Annotated in this window: 10 protein-coding genes and 1 pseudogene; 7 read left to right on the top strand and 4 right to left on the bottom strand. The window is 65.1% G+C overall.

Annotation, left to right across the window (positions count from 1 at the left end; genetic code table 11):
• Window positions 1-51 precede the first annotated feature (51 nt).
• On the top strand, window positions 52-1080 hold the full coding sequence (locus CLV67_RS46120) for a LacI family DNA-binding transcriptional regulator (RefSeq protein ID WP_106330325.1): 1029 nt from the start codon (window positions 52-54) through the stop codon (window positions 1078-1080).
• Entirely contained in the window at window positions 1077-1925 is an 849-nt protein-coding gene (locus tag CLV67_RS46115; RefSeq protein WP_106330324.1) for an alpha/beta hydrolase fold domain-containing protein, read from the top strand. Before CLV67_RS46120 ends, CLV67_RS46115 begins: the two co-directional genes overlap by 4 nt.
• Window positions 1926-2142: 217 nt before the next feature.
• On the opposite strand, the gene CLV67_RS46110 is transcribed toward CLV67_RS46115, so the two are convergent.
• The 3 genes from CLV67_RS46110 to CLV67_RS46100 all read right to left on the bottom strand — a co-directional run bounded on the left by CLV67_RS46110 (window position 2143) and on the right by CLV67_RS46100 (window position 5579).
• Window positions 2143-2838, bottom strand: coding sequence for a hypothetical protein (locus CLV67_RS46110; protein ID WP_106330323.1), 696 nt, complete (start codon window positions 2836-2838; stop codon window positions 2143-2145).
• Between the two features lie 140 nt (window positions 2839-2978).
• Window positions 2979-3929, bottom strand: a complete 951-nt coding sequence (locus tag CLV67_RS46105) for a hypothetical protein (RefSeq protein ID WP_106330322.1) — start codon at window positions 3927-3929, stop codon at window positions 2979-2981.
• 291 nt (window positions 3930-4220) lie between these two features.
• The gene (locus CLV67_RS46100) at window positions 4221-5579 is read right to left on the bottom strand and encodes a recombinase family protein (RefSeq protein WP_170154253.1); all 1359 of its coding nucleotides are present in this window, start codon (window positions 5577-5579) and stop codon (window positions 4221-4223) included.
• A gap of 573 nt (window positions 5580-6152) precedes the next feature.
• Here CLV67_RS46100 and CLV67_RS46095 point away from each other — a divergent pair.
• Both CLV67_RS46095 and CLV67_RS46090 read left to right on the top strand, forming a co-directional pair.
• A complete protein-coding gene (locus CLV67_RS46095) occupies window positions 6153-8381 on the top strand; it encodes a DUF262 domain-containing protein (protein ID WP_106330320.1) in 2229 nt (742 codons plus the stop codon).
• Window positions 8382-8883: 502 nt separating this feature from the next.
• Entirely contained in the window at window positions 8884-9837 is a 954-nt protein-coding gene (locus CLV67_RS46090) for a hypothetical protein (RefSeq protein WP_146169574.1), read from the top strand.
• A 100-nt stretch (window positions 9838-9937) separates the two neighbouring features.
• On the opposite strand, the gene CLV67_RS46085 is transcribed toward CLV67_RS46090, so the two are convergent.
• Window positions 9938-13828, bottom strand: a complete 3891-nt coding sequence (locus tag CLV67_RS46085; RefSeq protein ID WP_146169573.1) for an ATP-binding protein — start codon at window positions 13826-13828, stop codon at window positions 9938-9940.
• A 171-nt stretch (window positions 13829-13999) separates the two neighbouring features.
• Here CLV67_RS46085 and CLV67_RS46080 point away from each other — a divergent pair.
• The 3 genes and pseudogenes from CLV67_RS46080 to CLV67_RS46075 all read left to right on the top strand — a co-directional run.
• Window positions 14000-14268: pseudogene (locus CLV67_RS46080) on the top strand (integrase core domain-containing protein); the annotation flags it as partial.
• A gap of 380 nt (window positions 14269-14648) precedes the next feature.
• A complete protein-coding gene (locus tag CLV67_RS51495; RefSeq protein WP_146169572.1) occupies window positions 14649-15776 on the top strand; it encodes a hypothetical protein in 1128 nt (375 codons plus the stop codon).
• Between the two features lie 157 nt (window positions 15777-15933).
• Entirely contained in the window at window positions 15934-16884 is a 951-nt protein-coding gene (locus CLV67_RS46075; RefSeq protein WP_106330317.1) for a hypothetical protein, read from the top strand.
• The last annotated feature ends 651 nt before the right edge of the window (window positions 16885-17535 follow it).

Here is a 17535-nt window from a genome sequence, read left to right as displayed (position 1 = left end):
GTACGCTTTTGCTGGACCCCGAGCAATCTTCACTCACCCCAAGGAGACCAGGTGGACAAGCCCGCGACCCGTCGCGTCACCATCGTCGACGTCGCGCGCCACGCCCAGGTGTCCACCACCGCCGTGTCCAAGGTTCTGCGCAACGCGTACGGCGCCAGCCCGGCCATGCGCACCAAAGTGCAGCAGGCCATCGCCGAGCTCGGTTACCGCCCGTCCGCCGCCGCCCGCGGCCTGCGCGGGCAGACCTACACGATCGGCGTGATGCTGCCGGAGTTGCGCAACCTGTTCTTCGCCGACATCCTCGACGGCATCACCGCCCAGCTCGGCGACAGTGATTACCAGGTGCTGCTCGCGCCCGGCTGCAACGGCGAGAAGGCCGAGGCCCGGGTCATCGACGCGATGATCGACCGCAGCATGGACGGTCTGGTCCTGATCGCCCCGGTGTCGGCCAAGAGCCGCCTAAATGAGGTCGCCCGCAGCGTGCCGACCGTGGTCGTCGGCCGGCACGGCACCTCGCCGGCCTACGACAGCGTCACCGACGACGACCTCGCCGGTGCTGCCCTGGTCGTCGACCACCTCGTCGAGCTCGGCCACCGCCGCATCGCACACATCGAGCACCACGAGACCGACCGGGTACGCCTCGCCGAGATGCCCAACGCGCAACGCGCCCACGGCTACAGGGAAGCGATGATCGCCCACGGCCTCGAAGCCGAGATAGACATCGCGTCGACCACATACACCCAGGACGGCGGATACCTGGGCGCCCAACAACTGCTCGACCGCCTGGTGCGGCCCACCGCCATCTTCGCCGGCGCCGACGTCGTCGCCCTCGGAGCGCTGGAGGCGATCGCCGAAGCGGGCTTGTCGGTGCCCGGCGACATCTCCGTGGCCGGCTACGACAACAGCGCCCTCGCCGCGTTCGGCCCGATCTCCCTGACCAGCGTCGACCAGGACGGCCGGCAGATGGGCGCCAACGCCGCCCGCCTGCTGATCGACCGCATCGGCCAGCGGGACCGCCGCACCGCCCAGGTCAAACTGTCACCGACCCTGGTCGTGCGGCGCACCACCGCAGCCCTATGAGCATCACGATCAAGAACCGCCGGATCGACGGCCCGTACGGCACGATTCCTATTCGCGTCCACACCACTGACGGCGACGCCCGCGCCGGTCTGGTCTGGGCGCACGGCGGCGCCTTCTTCGGCGGCGACCTCGACATGCCCGAAAGCGACTGGGTCGCCCGGCAACTCGCCGAACGCAGCATCGCGGTCGTCACGGTGGACTACCGGCTCGCGCCGATCATGGACTGGACGACCGGCGAACAGGCACCGGCCCAGCCCGGCGAGCGCTTCCACTACCCGGTCGCCTCCGAGGAACTCACCGCGGCTTTCTCCTGGGCAGCAGCCTCAGACATCCGCGTACCGGGCTGGGCCATCGGCGGAGCCAGCGCCGGCGGCAACCTGGCCGCCGGCGCCACCCTCCGGCTCCGCGACAACGGCTTGCCGCTACCCAGCGCCGTACTGCTCGTCTATCCGGTGCTGCACAGCGAGCTCCCTCCGATGTCCGCCGAGCTGCACGCCAAGGTGACGACCCTGCCGGACCCCGATCTGGTGGGCGCCGACGCCATCCACCGGATGAACCTCAACTACGTGCGAGACCCCGCCGGCCTGGGCGAGCCCTACGCCTTCCCCGGCGGCCACGACCTCACCGGCCTGCCACCCACGATGATCCTCAACTCCGACATAGACCCGCTGCGAGCCTCTGGACAGCAGTACGGCGCCGAACTCGCCGCCGCAGGCGTCGACGTCCTCATGATCCGCGAAGTCGGTGCCCACCACGGCCACCTCAACGAACCCGACAATCCGGTGGCCGCTCACAGCATCAGCCGCATGGCCGATTGGCTGCTGTCAGGTCTTGGTTTCATCTGAATGAGTGCTTGAGAGGACTGTTATCGGGCGTACCGAGTGTCCGGCGGCTCCCGGGAGCGGCAGGTCGGCCGCGGGCGAGGCAGCGGGCCCTGGTGCTGATCACGGCCCAGCCGATCAGCACCGCGGAGACCACGGGGATACGCCATGTGACGGTTCGCCGCTATACGCGGAGCTTCCTGAACAGTTCGATGATTGGCCCCGCGGCTCCAGCTACTTGTCAGCCCGCCTCGTCCGTCTCCGGATCCGAGATGAATGCCAAGAATTCGCTGGCCAGCGGTGTCGTCGCTGCCGCCCAAAGCCCGGCTGCGGACATCACGCCACTCAGCGACTGCGCGATCAGGCCAGAGCTGCTCAACGCTGCCGCATACCGATCGATGAGGTCCTTACGGCTCGCGAGTTCTGGCATCCCCGCTTCAATGATCACGGACTTGCCGCCCATCGTCACGTTCGGCCTACTGATGTCGTGCCGTGCGAACCATCCGGGCGGGTCCGACAGCAGCGTGAGCAGCCGTACGTGGGTTGGTGTGAACCGGTCCAGCATGTCGAAGAACAGCTGCTGAGTATCGTCGTGCGGCGCATCGGGCAGAACGGAGTTCACAACGGCATTGCGCAGCAACTCCAACTTCGCTGCCCGCGACGTCCTGTCGGCGATCTGCGACGCCGTCGTCACCGCATCCATGAACGTGTCCTGGTCGAGGAGGTGCTCGAAGTCGCCGATGCGGCTCTCGAGACGATGAGCTTTCTGAGCTAAGTCGTTCAACCACTGGGCCCGCCGATCAGCCAAACGCCGGCCGGCAGCTTCCTGGAAGGCGATCTGCAGGGGTCCGCCGACGCCCGGCACCGCTGCGATCCCCATCTCGACGACCTTGGTGATGCCCTGCCGCCGATCGGTGTCTTCGGGATAGCTGTTCATGGTCAGACATCATGGCGGGCCGTGACCAATCGCTCGCCGCCCGCACGGCGATACTGGAGAGCAATCGTCCCTTATCCATCGATAGCGAATCGGCGCCCGGCTGGCGGCCGGATACTTCCGGCCGCCAGCCGGGTCACCGTTCAAGCAGCGGCAGGATCCGGCCGCGTCGGCGTGAACGCTTTGTCCAGATGGCACTGCGTGCAGAGATGACGTCGGTGCATCTCAATCGACGCCCTCCCCAGAGTCAAGGTGGCATAGTTCGGCCCTGCCGCGTCGATACGCGCGATGCCCGGACTTATGAGCGCGAGCGTCTCCAGGTATTCCGCGATTCGGCCGGGCTGTAGTCCGTCACACCAGGTGAGCACCGACGGTGTGTCCGGGGCCGGTGAACATGCCAGCTGAAGGTGCCTGGCCCAGTTCCCCGCACTGTGGGTGGGGCCTGCGGGATCATGCAGGAACACCGGCTGGATGCAGAACAGGGCGCTGGTGATCTCAGTGTGGGGTTGGAGCTGCCAGACCGATGCCCACCGCTGCTCGAGTCCGGTAAGTGCCGGCTCACGCCAGACCGGTCGGAAGGTGCGCTCTTCTTCGCCTCGATGCATCCGGCGTTCGGTGCGGAGAACCTCCTCGCGGAAACGGGGCGAACAGCGGCTCTGATCGTCGTGGATCTCGACCGGTGTATTGGTGGGAAGGTGCACCAGTTCGTAGCCGTAGGTGGTGTAGGCACGGAGCCGAAGCCCGGGAATTCCGGCGCAGCGCGGGTGCTGCTCATCCGGATCGGTGTACGGCAGCAGGTAGCCACACAGCCGGTGGGCTACGGTCGCCGCCATGACCACCCGGTCGGGCTGGGGAGAGATCCAGGTGCCGTAGTAGTCGAAAAGCCCCGCAAGACGGCGGCCACGCAGCGGATCCCAGGCGTGCTGGCCTTGATTGGCGAAAACGCGCATCAGCGCACTTTGCAAGGCCTTCTGACCCGGGCTCATGGCAATCGTCTCGTTGCGTGTGGGCAGACCGGTCACGGCGAGGCGAGCCGGCTCCCCGGTGATGTTGCAGCGTTGCGCACGGCGCCGCCGGTCGGAGGTATGAGGCATGAGCATCTCCAGCTGAGCCGCGTCCCGGACCGCGGCCGCCAGGGTGCGGACGCGACAGCCTTGTGGCCTTCGTCAGTACGGTCGTTGAAGGGGATCGGGCTCCAACCCTTGTCGCCGAAGTCACTGTTCCGGGACAGCGCTCTGCAGGGCGACAGACCTCACCCCTGGCCTGCCGGATCAGCGTACGACCAACCAGTTTCGCGGAACGGCGAGGCGCTCGGCCGCGGCGTGTTTTCATCGCACCCGGTCCCCTGCAAGAGTGACTGCGGCTCCCACTCCTGAAACCCAGAGTCACTCCGCGCGGAGGCAAACGGCGCTTCTCTCACACATCACCGTCAGGTGGTGACATCGCAGGCAGTCAGCGACGGACACTTCAACGCCGTCATCACCCCATCCGGCGACGCGCAGAGCATGGCCGATCTGTTGCAGCAGCCGGTCCTCCCGCCAGTAGAGGGTGGTTGGTCGGCCCGTTGAGGATGTGCCGCTGATCCGGCCGTGACGGCATCGATAGCCGGGGCGGCTATGTGCCCAGTGAGACTCCATCCGGCGATCGCACAACCCGCAACGCACGACACCGACCAACTGGTAGCAGCGACGGTTCCCGTCGACAGGGCCGGGAAGGGCGCTGATCGTTTGGGCAGCGACGAAGTCGGGTTCGCTGACCAGCCCCTGGTGGGCGGGTTGGTCGGAGATCACCCAATCGTTGCGAGACACCCTCCGGCGCTGCAACGTAGTGCTTCCGGGGTTGGTGTCGTCGCGGTAGTGGCGGGGTTGGCGATTCCACACCTGCCGGCCGGTGTAGCGGGGGTTGGCGAGGATCGCCGCGACCGTGGTGACGTTCCACGTCGTACCGGTGCGGTGGGCGTTGCGGGCACGGTCGTGGGCTGACGGCGACGGGATGGCGCGGTCGTTGAGGGCGCGGGTGATGCCGGTCATGGACCGGCCGGCGAGCCGCTGGGAGAAGATCCACTGCACGTTCGGCGCGGTTACCGGATCCGGTTCCAGGTGTTGCTGCTGCCGACCCCAGCGGGCGTGGTCGGGGTTCGGATGCGGACCGGCGTCGGCGAGCCGGTAACCGTACGGCGGCCGCCCGCCGAGGTAACGGCCCTGGTGCTGGGCCTGGACGCGCATCGCTTCCAGCGCGCGGTGCCGGTCGCGGGCGATCTCACGCGCGGACCGGGCGCCGATCTCGATGATCACCGTCCGGTGTACCGGATCGGCCAGGTCAACCGGGCCCAGAGTCTCCGGAAGCCACAACCCGATGCGGTGCTCGTTGAGCAGGGCAACGATGTGGAAAGCCTGCCGGCCCCAGAAGGCTCGCTCATACTCACCTACCACCACGGCATCGAAGCCGGCGTCACCGGACGATGCGGCGGCGAGCAGGGCCGCGGCTCGCGGCCGGTTGAACCAGGACCGGCGGCGGCTCACCCCGACATCGAGGTACTCGCTGACGATGACGCCGTGGCCGTCGATCACGCCGACAGCGCAGTCCCGTTGCCAGCGGTGTGACGTCTCGAGGTGCTGATGCCGCACGGTGGAGAAACGGCCGTAGAACGCGAACCTCAGCAACCCGGACGGCTCTCGTTCGCGCTGGCCGCGTTGCCGGGGCAGCACGCGGGCGTCGCGCCACTGTTGCAGCGTGTTCGGCATCTGCCCCTCGTTGCCCACCGTCCACCTCACACCATCCGGTTCCTGCTTCCAGGCAACTGCGGCTCGAAGGCCTCTGCCCACCTCCGGCGTGGGCATTCACCGTGAAAGGTGAGCCGAGTTCACCCCGTCGGGCGTCTCCGGCACCGGACGCCGCGCACCGTGGACGCCGGTGCCGGGTTCCAATGAACGGCGGCGCGGAGCACGGTCATGGGTCGGGCATCGCGAGCGGGTGCGGCGGGTCACCGTCAGGGCGGCGAGGGCGTGAGCGACTTTCCGCAGGGCCGCTCTCGTGGAGAAACCGGTGGTGGCGCAGTCTGTGGAGTCGGTGTGCCGCGCCTACAGGTGGGCGACCGCGGACCCGGACTACTGACGGCCGAACGGCGCGCTGGTAGATGCCGCCTACCGCAGCGAAGAGGTGTACGGCTGGGGAACCGTCTTTGGAGGGCGGCAGCGGCCGTCGTTCCGGACTCTTCTCTGACGTTCAGAAACTGCCTAGAGTGTAGTCATTTCGTCACTTCGGGTGACGCATCTCCGCCGCACTGCGAGACAGAGTAAGCCGATCTTGGGGGTCTCATGGGCAGTTCGATCTCCGGTAAAGCCTTCAACCTGAACGCACTGTTCGAGAAACCCTTCTACCAGATCGACTACTACCAACGCGAGTACGCGTGGTCCGCCGACGACGTCCGGACACTGGTCACCGACCTCTTCACCGCGTTCGACGAACACTGGCAGGACGGTCGACGGCGATGGCAACGCACCGAGCCTGAACACTTCTTCCTTGGGCCGTTCGTCTACGTCGAGGAATCCCGCGGCGTCCGGTTTCTCGTCGACGGCCAGCAACGCTTCACCACCCTTCACCTGCTCTTCATGCATCTGCGCCGCATCGCAGACTCCTACCGGCAGCCCACCACGGTAGACAAGTTGAACAGAGTCATCGGCGAGTTCAACGGCAACCGGCTCCGGTTCCGCATCGACATCGACGAACGCCGTGAGTTCCTCACCCGCCTCTACAACGGCGTCCGCTTCGAACTCGACGTCGGCGCGCCGATCTCAGTCCGAAACATGTCCTTCCGCAGCGGCCTGATCAAGGAACTACTCGACCAGCAACTCACTGCCGAATCGTGCGCCCCATTCGTCGACTGGCTACTGAACCACGCTGTGCTCATCGGCATCAAAGCCGGCAACAAGGCCAGCGGCTTCAAGATTTTCGAGTCGATGAACGACCGCGGCGCCCGTCTCACCTCAGCCGACCTCGTCAAGAGCTTCCTCATCTCCCAAGTCGGCGCGCACCAGGACGAACTCAACGAGCGCTGGCGCAAGATGCTTGCACGGGTGACGACCGACCGGGAGGACGCCAACGCGCCCAAGGAGTTCTTGAAAGCAGCGCTGATCGCCCACTACGCCTCGATGGGCGACGAAAGCAGCGCTGACATGCGCGAAATCGAAGAGGCACTCAACATCTGGGTGCGCAAGAAGGCGGAAGCCCGCGTCGGCCTCAAGACCAGCGAAGACTACTTCACCTTCGTCAACGACCTCATCTATCTCTCCGAGCACTACGTCCGCTTCAAGAAAGCACTGTCGAAGCCCTACCTGAGCGACAATCTGGAGGCCGTCTACTACAACGCGGTGAACGGCCTGACCAACCAGCTGCAGCTCGTCCTTGCAGCAGTGCGACCGAGAGACACCGCAACCGACGCCAAGAGCAAGGCTCGCCTGGTCGCCAACTACCTGGACCGCCTCTACGTCTCTCGCATGCTCAGCGACCAGCCGCTCGGCGCCCGGGACTTCGAGGCCGAATACCGCGTCCTCATCCCGCAACTGCGGATGTGCGAAACCGAGCCGCAGGTTGCCGAGACCTTGGCCGCCGCACTCCCTCCGGAGAGTTTCCAGGCGATCTACAACTTCCAGCTACGAGGCAACAACAAGGCCCAGGTTCGATACCTGCTCACCCGCCTCACCGCCTACGTCGAAGTCGGCTGCGGCAAACATGACCTGAGCGCCGAGTACCTCAACGAGGATCGCGCCTGGCAGGTCGAACATCTCTGGCCAAATCATCCCGACTGGTACAACCACGAAATCCCTGAACGCGGCGACTTCCTGGTCCTGCGGGCCAGGATCGGATCCCTCGTGCTGCTGCACCGCAAGGACAACGCCAGCCTCAACGACATGCGCTTCCACGAGAAGATCCAGCGGTATGGAAGACAGAACAACCTCACGGCCGTTCTCGACCCAGGCCACCGCCGCAACAACACGTTCATCCGAGACTTCGTCAACGACAAAGACAACAAAGACAACGACCTGGGCGAGCACTTCCACGACTTCGGCACTGATCCTAAGATGCAAACGGTCGTGGCCAGCCGGACCGAACTGTACCGACGGCTGTGCCAGATCATCTGGAAGCCGCAACGACTCGGCTTCCCCACGTTCGAGCCTCCTGAACTGGCAGAACCGGCACGCCAGAACGAACCTGCGCCACCGCCACGCCGTCGCCCCACACCGAACGCCCGAACCGCGATCGCGCGCATGATGAAACACGGCATCCTCCCGGACGGAGTACCGATCTTCGCTCGCGCCAGCAACTATCGCGCCACGATCGACGGCGACGGGATCATCTGGCTACCCACCGGCGACGCATTCGTCAGCGTGGACGAAGCGGGCAGAGCGGTCTCCGGACTCGACAAATGCGACGGCCTCGACTTCTGGCAAGTGACCGGTGAAGACGGCGCCACGAACAGTCTCCGCATCATCCACAACAACGCAAAAGCCGACGGCCGCCTCGCCTCCACCCAACGCCGACGGTGACCGGGAGCACATCACACGCTTGCCGTCCGCCCCGCCGAGGCAGGCGAGGTTGCCGATGCTGATGGCGGGTGGTTACGGCATCCACGCCGTACTCGTCGAAAGAATGCTGCCAGGTCGCGCCGTGGGGTAACGGGGGTGCGTTCGACCCAGGTGGGGGTGGTGTGGCGCAGCCAGTGCGCGGACATGCCCTGGGCGGTCACCCACGGCAGAGTCCGGCCGATCCGCACGAACAGCCCGTCGGAGCGGCGCCGGCCCCACCGGACCACCGGTCAGATAGCGCAGCAGCTGCTCGTCCGGTAGTGCCCCGCGCTGGTGGAGGTGGTGCAGCAGGAAGGTCGTCAGCGTCGGTGAGACCGGCTGGCGGCGGAACGTGTTGCCTTTCTCCCGCAGCATCACCAGGCACTGCTGTACGTCCAAGTCCATCGGCCGTACTTTCAGCAGCCGCGCGGCTACCCGCGAGAACCTGCTATTAATTGATGCCTACCGCTGGGTGAGGAGCCACATGACCCTTACCGCGGAGCTGGCCGATCCGGAGTCGGCCGCCGCTCGGTTATTGCGCGACCTCTTCCCTGCCAGAGACGCCATCTCCGCTATCTGGGGTTGCGAGGTTGAGCGTTTAGCTCCTGTTGCCACCGGACTCGCAAGCAGTTCTCGCGCCGCGGTCGGTGGTGCGATCGAGTGGAGTATCGGCCTCAGCATGGCTGACACGGTGCCGTACGCCGACGTCTTCGACCTGGTTCCCCAGGAAGAGGCGGCACGAATCCTCCGCGGTGCCGGCCTCCGGCCCAACGCCGAGAGCCCGACCGGAAGCACCAGCCTCGAGGCGTGGCATCGGCCGACGCCCTGGGCACCGGCAGAACCCGATCCCAGGCTCCTTCGCGATTCGTGGACTCTTTCTCAGTACGCCGGCATTCTGCGGCGGGTGAGGACCCCGGACCCGGAGCAGTGGCGTCAGTCGTACCAACTGTGGCTGACCATGTTCGGCGATCAGATGTACACCCCGGAGATCGAAGAGGCGCTGAAGACGCTGTGGCACGCCTATGTCACGCGCGGCCACGCCGCTCTGGTGGCGTTGGGCAGCCCGCGTGTCGTCCGCCCGGTCTTTGATGACGCGTTCGCTATCGGTGATCTTGTTGTCGGAGGCGTCTTGGTGGACGTGAAGGCGTACCTGGATCCGAGTCCCTCGATCGGTGCCTTTGTGGATCAGCTCTTGGGCTACGTACTGTGTGATGTCGACGATCGCTTCGAGATCCAGTCGATCAGCGTCTATTTGGCATGGCAAGGAGTGCTACTCCACCTGCCGTTAACCACGGCCTTGACGCTCGCGTCCGGCCAATCCTCCTTCGACCTGATGGCCGCACGCCAAGCGTTCCAGCATCAGATCGCCCCGGCCGTGGAGAGAAGCCGCTTCTACAAACACGGCCACACCGCACCAGCTCCCGACCGCGACATTTGACCCACCGGCGGGAGGCGCTCCAAGCCGGCACGCCACCTTCACGGGTCGACTTCAAGACGTTCCCGGCTACGAGCGACTCTAACGGCGTACTGCATCCCGTTCACCGCCTCCGGGGCCGGTAGTCGGGATGATGGTCGACCTGATTGCCCTCGAGGACCGCGTCCCGAAGGACGGTGCTGCCGCCGAAGCTGTTCAGCGTGGTGTCGGTGGTGATCAGAATAACGGTGATACCGGCGGCGGGCCCTTCGACGGCAATTCGTTCGAGGATCGCCACCAGGCCGGGTGCCGCATGCAGGAGGCTGTCGGCGTCATCGATTCCGATGAGGGTAGCCGGGGTATCGGCGGAGGGCTCCGTGAAGAGTTCTTCGTCATTGAGGGCGACGAGTTCGTCATGAATTCGTCGGAGCCGGTGCTCGACCGCCGCAGGGCCTTCGGTGGCTTCTAAATGGCGGCCCCAGGTTCTTCGGTCCCGCGACGACCAGGCGTGTCCCGTCGGGATGATCCTGAACCGGCGGCTGCGTGCGGCAACACTGAGGAGGAACCGCAGCAACGTGCTGCGCCCGCTGCGGCCCGGTCCGTGGATGACGCCGTTGAGGAGGCCGATACCTGGCTGATGCAGCCGCCAGGTGCGGACGGCTCCGGTGAGATCCCGGCCGATCTCGAGGCGGCCGCTCATGACTTCGTACTGGCCTGCGGGCACCGAGGGCGTCGCCCTGAAACGAAACCGATTCGTTTCGATCATCCCTCGGTGCGCTGCGAATGATATTGCCGCATGGTCTCGGATCTCGATGTCTGCGCGGGTTTCGGGATGGTCAGGGCCGTAGACGTGGGTATCGATGTCTATTGCCTCGGCGAACGCTGTCGAAGCGCGGTCGGGGAGCCCTAGCCAGGTTGCGACGTGCCCGATATGGACCAGGACGGCAGGCAGAAATCCTTGCTCGGGTTCACCCGCTGCGCGTAACGCCGCTGCCGCCGCTTCAAGGTCGGACAGCGCATCCTCGAAATGGTCGCGGTGCAGGTTGAGCCGGCCGCGGATGGCCAAATGTTTGGCGTACTGAGTGCTGTCGACACCGAATACCGTTCGCGCGAGTTCCTCGAACTCGGTCAGCAGCTCGATGGTGGCTTCGAGCTGACCGACTTCCAGTGTGGCATCGGCGCTGGAGTGGAGGGCATGCATCATGCGAAGGCTGACGCGTTTACCGGGCATGGTGCGGTAGTAGTCCAGAACCGCCATCTCGTGATGCAGGCGGGCAACAGGGTCTCGCATGTCACGGGCCAGGGTTGCTGCACTGTCGTGCAGGTCGGCGATCAACCGGGGCGAAACGTTCCCGTCAGCGATGGCGGCATCGAGGGCAGCCGCGTTGGTTGATGTGGCTTCTTGGGTGCGTCCGAGCAGGCGCAGCAGCGAGGCGCGGATGTGACCGGCCGATGCCCACATGTCCGGGCCCATGTCGAGTTCTTCGGTGAGGGCTTCGTCCAGTGCCGCCAGGATGTCCGGTGCGAGTTCGCGGCGCGGTGTACTCACGACGATGGCACCGAGGTCAAGCAGCACACCGAGAGTCAGTTTGCGGGCATCAATTGGGAGGGCGGGACTTGCCGAAATGATCTCTTTTGTTCGTTGGAGCTGTTCGATCGCGGTGTCGATCCGACCGGCACGCTGCAGCAAGGCGGCGGCCGCCTTCCGGTATCGCACCACCATCCACATCGGCGCCAGGTTCCGCTCCTCAAGACCATCCGTCATGGCGAGCGTGTTCATTGCGAACTCGGCAGCCGCCTCAACGGTGTCGAGAGGCGGGATGCCGCTGCGGTTGGCCAGATACCGGCAGACGGCGATACTCGCGACGATCACCGCCGGCCCGGAGTGCCCGTGTTGCAGGGCGAGCAACACTAGCGCGACAACATGATCCATATCCTCGTCGAGGGCTGCCGTCAGATCGTCGGGCTCGTCCAACAGCATCTGGTCCAAAAACAGGCCCAGCCCGAGTTCGATCCAGGTCAGCGGCTCGCTGTCACTCTGACGCACGACGGTGGCGATCAGAGGATGCACTGTCAGATTGGTACCGGCGCGACGTACCAGGGTGCGTTCCACCAGGTTGTCGACCGCTGTTTCACGTGCAGCATCGTCAGCCAGCTCGGCCGAGATTCGCTGCACGTGTTTCGAGATCTCGGCAACGATGAAGCGATCCGCCAGCGGGCGTCCGGTCGTTTTGGCTTTCAGTCGCGCCCATCGCGACACCTTGACGTCTTGCAGGTAGGGCGTTGCCACCAGCACGTAGGCGCCGACTCGCTGAAGCAGTTCCTCCCGGATCGGCTCGGGGCCCAGGTGCGCCAGCAACATGAGCAGGTCGTGTCCGACCTCATCGTTCTGCCGCAGCAGACGCAGGTGAAGCTCGATAGCGGATACCAGGCCGGCGGGATGGCCAGCCACCTTGCCGCGCTGCAGGGCGATGTCCGGCTGCCGTTTGAGCCGGGCCAGGAATCCGCTGATCGGACGACCGGATGCGAGGCAATAGTTGACAGCCTGTGACACCGCGAGGGGATGATGCCCGAGAGAGCTTCCCATCGATGCCGCATCCGACGGCGTGGCATCCGGCAGTATTGCCCGGATGAAGCGTGATGACTCGGTCGGGCTCCAGGTGGACAGTTCGATCCTGTGAAATCCGTGGTCGATTTGCCGGACGGTGCTGGTGATCAGTACCCGGCACAGCGATCGGCGCGGGATCAGCCCGGCGATGGCGGAGGCGTCTGTCACGCCATCGATCACCAGCAGCAGAGCGGCGCTTCGCGGCAGGGCAACCGGTAGATGCTGGTCCTGGTCCTCGTCGATCGAGTCAGCATTGACCACGGAGCCCACCACAGCCGGGTTCTCGCCGGCAGGCACCGAATTCCCCGGTGGGTGCAGAAGACGAGCTACGGCGCGTTGTACAGCACTACGTGACGTACCAGGGATGACCACCGCTCGCAGCGAGTCATTGTGCAGGGCAGCGAATTGAACCGCCAGGCTGGTCTTCCCAGCTCCGACCATGCCGCACACCAGGACGGGTGCCACTTCATGCGGATCGCCGGGCCTGAGCGCCCGTTCAAGGTCTGCCAATTCAGCAGCCCGGCCGACGAAGTGCGGATCCACCTCCCAACGGGTACTGCCCGAATCCACCCGTTGCGCCGACAATCGATCATGGGTCCGCAGAAGCAGATCGATCGCCTCGGCGCGGCTGATGTACTCGTGACGGATGCGCAGGCTGTCGCGGCGTGCCGTTGCCCGCGCGAGCGTCGCCGCCCGCGCAGCACGTTCGGTACTCCGGGCGGCCGTATCCGTGCTCGCCTCACGTATCCGAGCACGAAGCGCCTCGAAACACGCCGCGGCAGTTCGGTCCGCATCACTGCGTAACGGCCGCAGAACATCAGCGGTCCGTCGTACCGCGACGTCCTCCATCTCCTTTCGCCGCGGCAACGGCTGTTCCGGCAGGTGCAACGCCGCGAGGAAGTCGCGGGCCTCGGCCAGCGACACACCCAGATACCGGCTGACCTGACTCAACAGTTGTGGTGAGGGCTCGTCGCGGTGCGCGCAGACTTTCCACAGTTCGTATGTCGCGTCCGCGAACCCGGCACTAGACCAAAACGCCAGAGTGGCCTTCTTCTCGTACATCAGCCACTTCGCATGGAGGTCGGTCAGGACGTTGTCCTTCTGCAACGCCGCCCAGGTCCAGGCCACGGTGCCGCTACGGTTGGATTCGCGGTGTTTGATCGAGACCAACTCGGGATCGCCGACCGTAGGCACCAGTATCAGATCCGTGGCTCGTTCAATAACGACCGCCTCGAGTGCCGCATCGCCGAGATGCCCCAGCAGGACCAAGGCCGCACAGTCATCCTGGAACTGGAAATACGCCCGCACTTGTGGTGCCGGATTACCCCGATCGACCGGGAGGTCGACGAGGCGCTCAGGCCCGCGTCGCACACTCTCCGGAGTCGACTCGTTACGCACATCGTCCATCGATAGCGGACTCTAGCCCATGGGACCGACAATCCGGCACGACGCCGATCCTCGAGAACAGGCAGCAAGGCCGATCTCCGCTGGATCGATCTCGAACCTTGGCATTACTATCTGCAACATGGAGGTCGCTGAAAGTTCGGTGCGGGCGGCGGCGTCACTCGGGCGGTCCACGCGCTGAACCAGCACCACATGATCGGATCGATGGGCCGAGTCGGTGCCGCCGGCGACAACGCCGCCATGGAGTCCTTCTTCGGCCTGCTGCAGAACAACGTCCTCGACCGTCGAGCCGGGCCGGGCCGGGCCGGCAGCAGTTGAGGACGGCAATCGTCACCTGGATCGAACGGACCTACCACCACCGCCGACGCCAACGATCGCTGTCCCGGTTGACGCCTATCGAGTACGAAACCATCATGACCTCACCGGACCGTCAGTCCGCGTGACTTGATCTGTCACCTATCGATGCAGCAGACCTCCGCCAAGATGACCGCGACCACCAGGAGTACGGGTCGTACGGCGCCGAAGTCCGACACCGGCCACTCACCGGTCCGGCTGCCAGGGTTGCTGTATGCGCTGAGGAACACGACGAACTGCACCACCATGTGCAGCCACCACCCCCGGCAACTGACCATGCCTCAATCCGGGGGAACCTACCGGCGTCAGATTGGATCAGCGGTCTGCACGCCCGACGGCCACAGTGAAGCCCGACCGCAAACCATCGAGTTGTGAGCTCGCCCTGGTCGGTGGCCCTGCCCGGTCGTCTACGAGGCCAGGACCTCGGACGCTGGTTCCAGGGCTGGTCTACCGTCTTTATTCTCGGATCATGGCGCGTGACTATTCCTGGCTCCCCTCTCACCAGCAACACGTTGCCTTCACCGTGGCACACGCCGACGCACTGATCGCCCAGATAGGTGAGGTCCTATTCGGGTACGCCTCACCACCTGGGCCGCTCACCTTCACCAACATCGGTGATGGCCACCTTGCCCATGTGACTGTCACTGCTGTCGCCCCGCTGCCATCCGCGGTATCGCGGAACGCAGCGGCCGCTCTCACTCAGCTCCGTGCCGCGATCGAGCACACCCTGTTCGCCGAGGTGGAACAACAACTCGGCCGCCCGCTGAGCGCCGGCGAAGGCCGGCGGATCGAGATGCCTACATGTGCTCGTGATGCTGACTTGATCGCATGGGCGAACGACCGCCGCCGAGCCTCCATCACGCCGCTACACGTGGGCGCACCGCTATTCGAGCGCATCCGAAGGCTGCAGCCCTACCAGCATCCCCGCCCTGACGACCACCCCCTGCGAGTCCTGGCCGAACACACCAACCTCGCCAAACACCGCACACCCGCCGTAGCCGCGACCCTACTCGGCGCTGTCATCCCTGACAGGCGTGCATCTGACCTTGTCCTAGCCTCCGGGCCGGACAAACCTCTCCAAGCAGGAGACGTCCTGGCAACAGGTCCCCGCTACCAGCGGATCCCCCTCTCCATTTGGCCCAAGATATCGATCCAAAGGCCACACACTGGGACCTGGCACGTGGCCATGACAGAACTGGGTGAGATCGAGACCTGGGCACGCACCATCGCACTCCCCGTCCTCATCGCGGGTCGAACCGACGTGACACCGCTACCTCCTCAGCTCGACACGAGCATCGGATACGACGACACCTACGCGGCGCTGTCAGAGGCAGGAACAGTCCCCGCCGCGCAACGGATGAGCCGACGAATGCAAGCCGCAGTAGTTCGGCTCGGTATCGCCGACACACTGGCACTGCACCCCGAATCACCAGATTCGGCTACCGTGTCCGGCTGGCTCGACGCCCTCGACGACGAACAGGTTTTCAACAAACAGATCCAGCTCAGCCACGCGGCGCGCAGCGGCAATCCGCTGCTGCTCGACGGCACGGTGCGTCAACTAATCGCCGAGTCCATCCAGCACGTTACTGCAGCGTAATGTATTCATCGGAACCGTACCGCACGGCGGAAGCGCCGAGCGGCCTCCATCCGTACCAGCTTTGGCCCGGCGGACCACGAAACAAGCTGGACAGGCGATGCAAATCGAGTTCCCATGTCTCCGCAAATTCTGAGCATCAACTAGAGCGGGAATATCAGTGATCCAATACCACGACGGAATTGCCCTCCTTCCGTGGCGACTAGCCGTGCACCCCGAAGTTCTCGGTGCGCAATTCACGATCCACGTCGAGAGGCGCCCGATGTGGGTGATCTTTCCGTCGTTCATCGACGGCGAGATGTCTGCGCCTCTCGATGAATTCGGGCAAGAGCTACGAGAGCCACGAGGCCGTCAACCTGCTCTGTCTTGGGGCTTTCGCGCTAGGAACGACCTGTACAACATCAGATCGCTACGGATCCGTTTCTTCCAAGACTTCGGTTCAGTGCAGGATCAACTTACGGAACTGTCCGCAATTGCCGACACGTTGTTCGAGTCGCTTCACACCGTCCAGCAGTGGGGTGCGATCCTCGGTGGACAGCTGTCCGCTGACCCCGGCGACGTCCTGTCACGCGGTACTACCCTGCGGATCGCCACTACCCTGCACCCGGTCCAAAGCGGGTTCGGTGGAGTGCAGCATTCATTATCGTTGGGCGGCATCGTCGGGCTCAAGCGACACCAAGTCGCTGAAATATTCGATCGGGTGTCGACAGGCCAGGGCATACCGCCAGAGCGCCAACTCTTGCTGTCGGCCCGAGCCGGGCTGTTTGAGAACGATTTCCGCCGCTCGGTCATCGACGCCGGGACCGCCGCCGAAGTAGCGCTCGCAACCTCGATATCTCGCCAACTGAAAGCCCGCGCCGTCAGCACATCGTTCATCGAGTCAGCGATCATCAACGCCAACGGCGTTGCCGGACTGACGGCACTGGCTATCTCTCTCGGTGATGCTGTTCCTGTTTCGAAGAACCGGGTCGCCGATCGCCTCGCGAAGGTACGCAATCGCGCAGCCCATGGCGGCGTCGTTCCCAGCCCCGACGAGGCGCACAGCGCCTACGCACTCGCACGGACCTTGGTTGACCACGCATGCCCGCTAGATATCCCGACGGACCAGTAGCCAAGAACGGCCTCGACGTCCCGTTACTTTCTTCGAGATGCGGTCAACTTTCGCAACCGGGGCGCAGTGCTGCTGCGATGAATCTAGAAATGCTCATCGCAGCAGCGCCTATTGCCTATTCCTCCATTCGGTCAGTGAGGGCTAGCGGGAGCGGCTCGCCGGTCAGTCCGGCCAGTGCGGTGGCGATTTCCTGCAAGGTTGCCTTGACGTAGCGGGCGGTGGTGCCGGTGTTGTTCAGCTTTCTGCGTGTCCGGCATACGGGAGCGCCACGCTGTAGCCGAGCTGGGCCGCGACCGGTCCCGGCCGATGCGCCGCGACTGGGAACGGGTCAAAGACGACGTGATGCGCCGGGCTGTGACGGCCAAGTTCACCGCCCGCGCCGACATCCGCGAATCCGGGCATGGACCCCGAGGCTGGTGTCTGGCCAGTGGCGAGCCGTCGAGTGGTTCGGAGCGGCACCGTGATCCAGTCCCCGTGGACTTCACCCGGACCGCCGCATCCTCAGAACACCTGGTGCGGGTGGGGGTCGCCTATCACCCCCCCCACCCGCACCATCGCTCCTACTCTTCCTGCTCCGGCAAAGCCAGCGGGTGCGGCTCCCCGGTCAGACCCGCCAGTGCCGTCGCCACCTCCTGCAAGGTCGCCTTCACG

It is taken from the genome of Actinoplanes italicus (assembly GCF_003001815.1).
GTDB lineage: Bacteria > Actinomycetota > Actinomycetes > Mycobacteriales > Micromonosporaceae > Actinoplanes > Actinoplanes italicus.
The sequence above is the reverse complement of the archived record's forward strand: the minus strand, read 5'-3'. Positions and strand labels throughout refer to the sequence as shown.

Bases quoted from the DNA above. Each gene is read 5' to 3' on its own strand.
- CLV67_RS46085 (WP_146169573.1), bottom strand. From the start codon at position 13,828: ATGGACGATGTGCGTAACGAGTCGACTCCGGAGAGTGTGCGACGCGGG.
- CLV67_RS46095 (WP_106330320.1), top strand. From the start codon at position 6,153: ATGGGCAGTTCGATCTCCGGTAAAGCCTTCAACCTGAACGCACTGTTC.
- CLV67_RS51495 (WP_146169572.1), top strand. From the start codon at position 14,649: ATGGCGCGTGACTATTCCTGGCTCCCCTCTCACCAGCAACACGTTGCC.
- CLV67_RS46100 (WP_170154253.1), bottom strand. From the start codon at position 5,579: ATGCCGAACACGCTGCAACAGTGGCGCGACGCCCGCGTGCTGCCCCGG.
- CLV67_RS46110 (WP_106330323.1), bottom strand. From the start codon at position 2,838: ATGAACAGCTATCCCGAAGACACCGATCGGCGGCAGGGCATCACCAAG.
- CLV67_RS46105 (WP_106330322.1), bottom strand. From the start codon at position 3,929: ATGCCTCATACCTCCGACCGGCGGCGCCGTGCGCAACGCTGCAACATC.
- CLV67_RS46090 (WP_146169574.1), top strand. From the start codon at position 8,884: ATGACCCTTACCGCGGAGCTGGCCGATCCGGAGTCGGCCGCCGCTCGG.
- CLV67_RS46115 (WP_106330324.1), top strand. From the start codon at position 1,077: ATGAGCATCACGATCAAGAACCGCCGGATCGACGGCCCGTACGGCACG.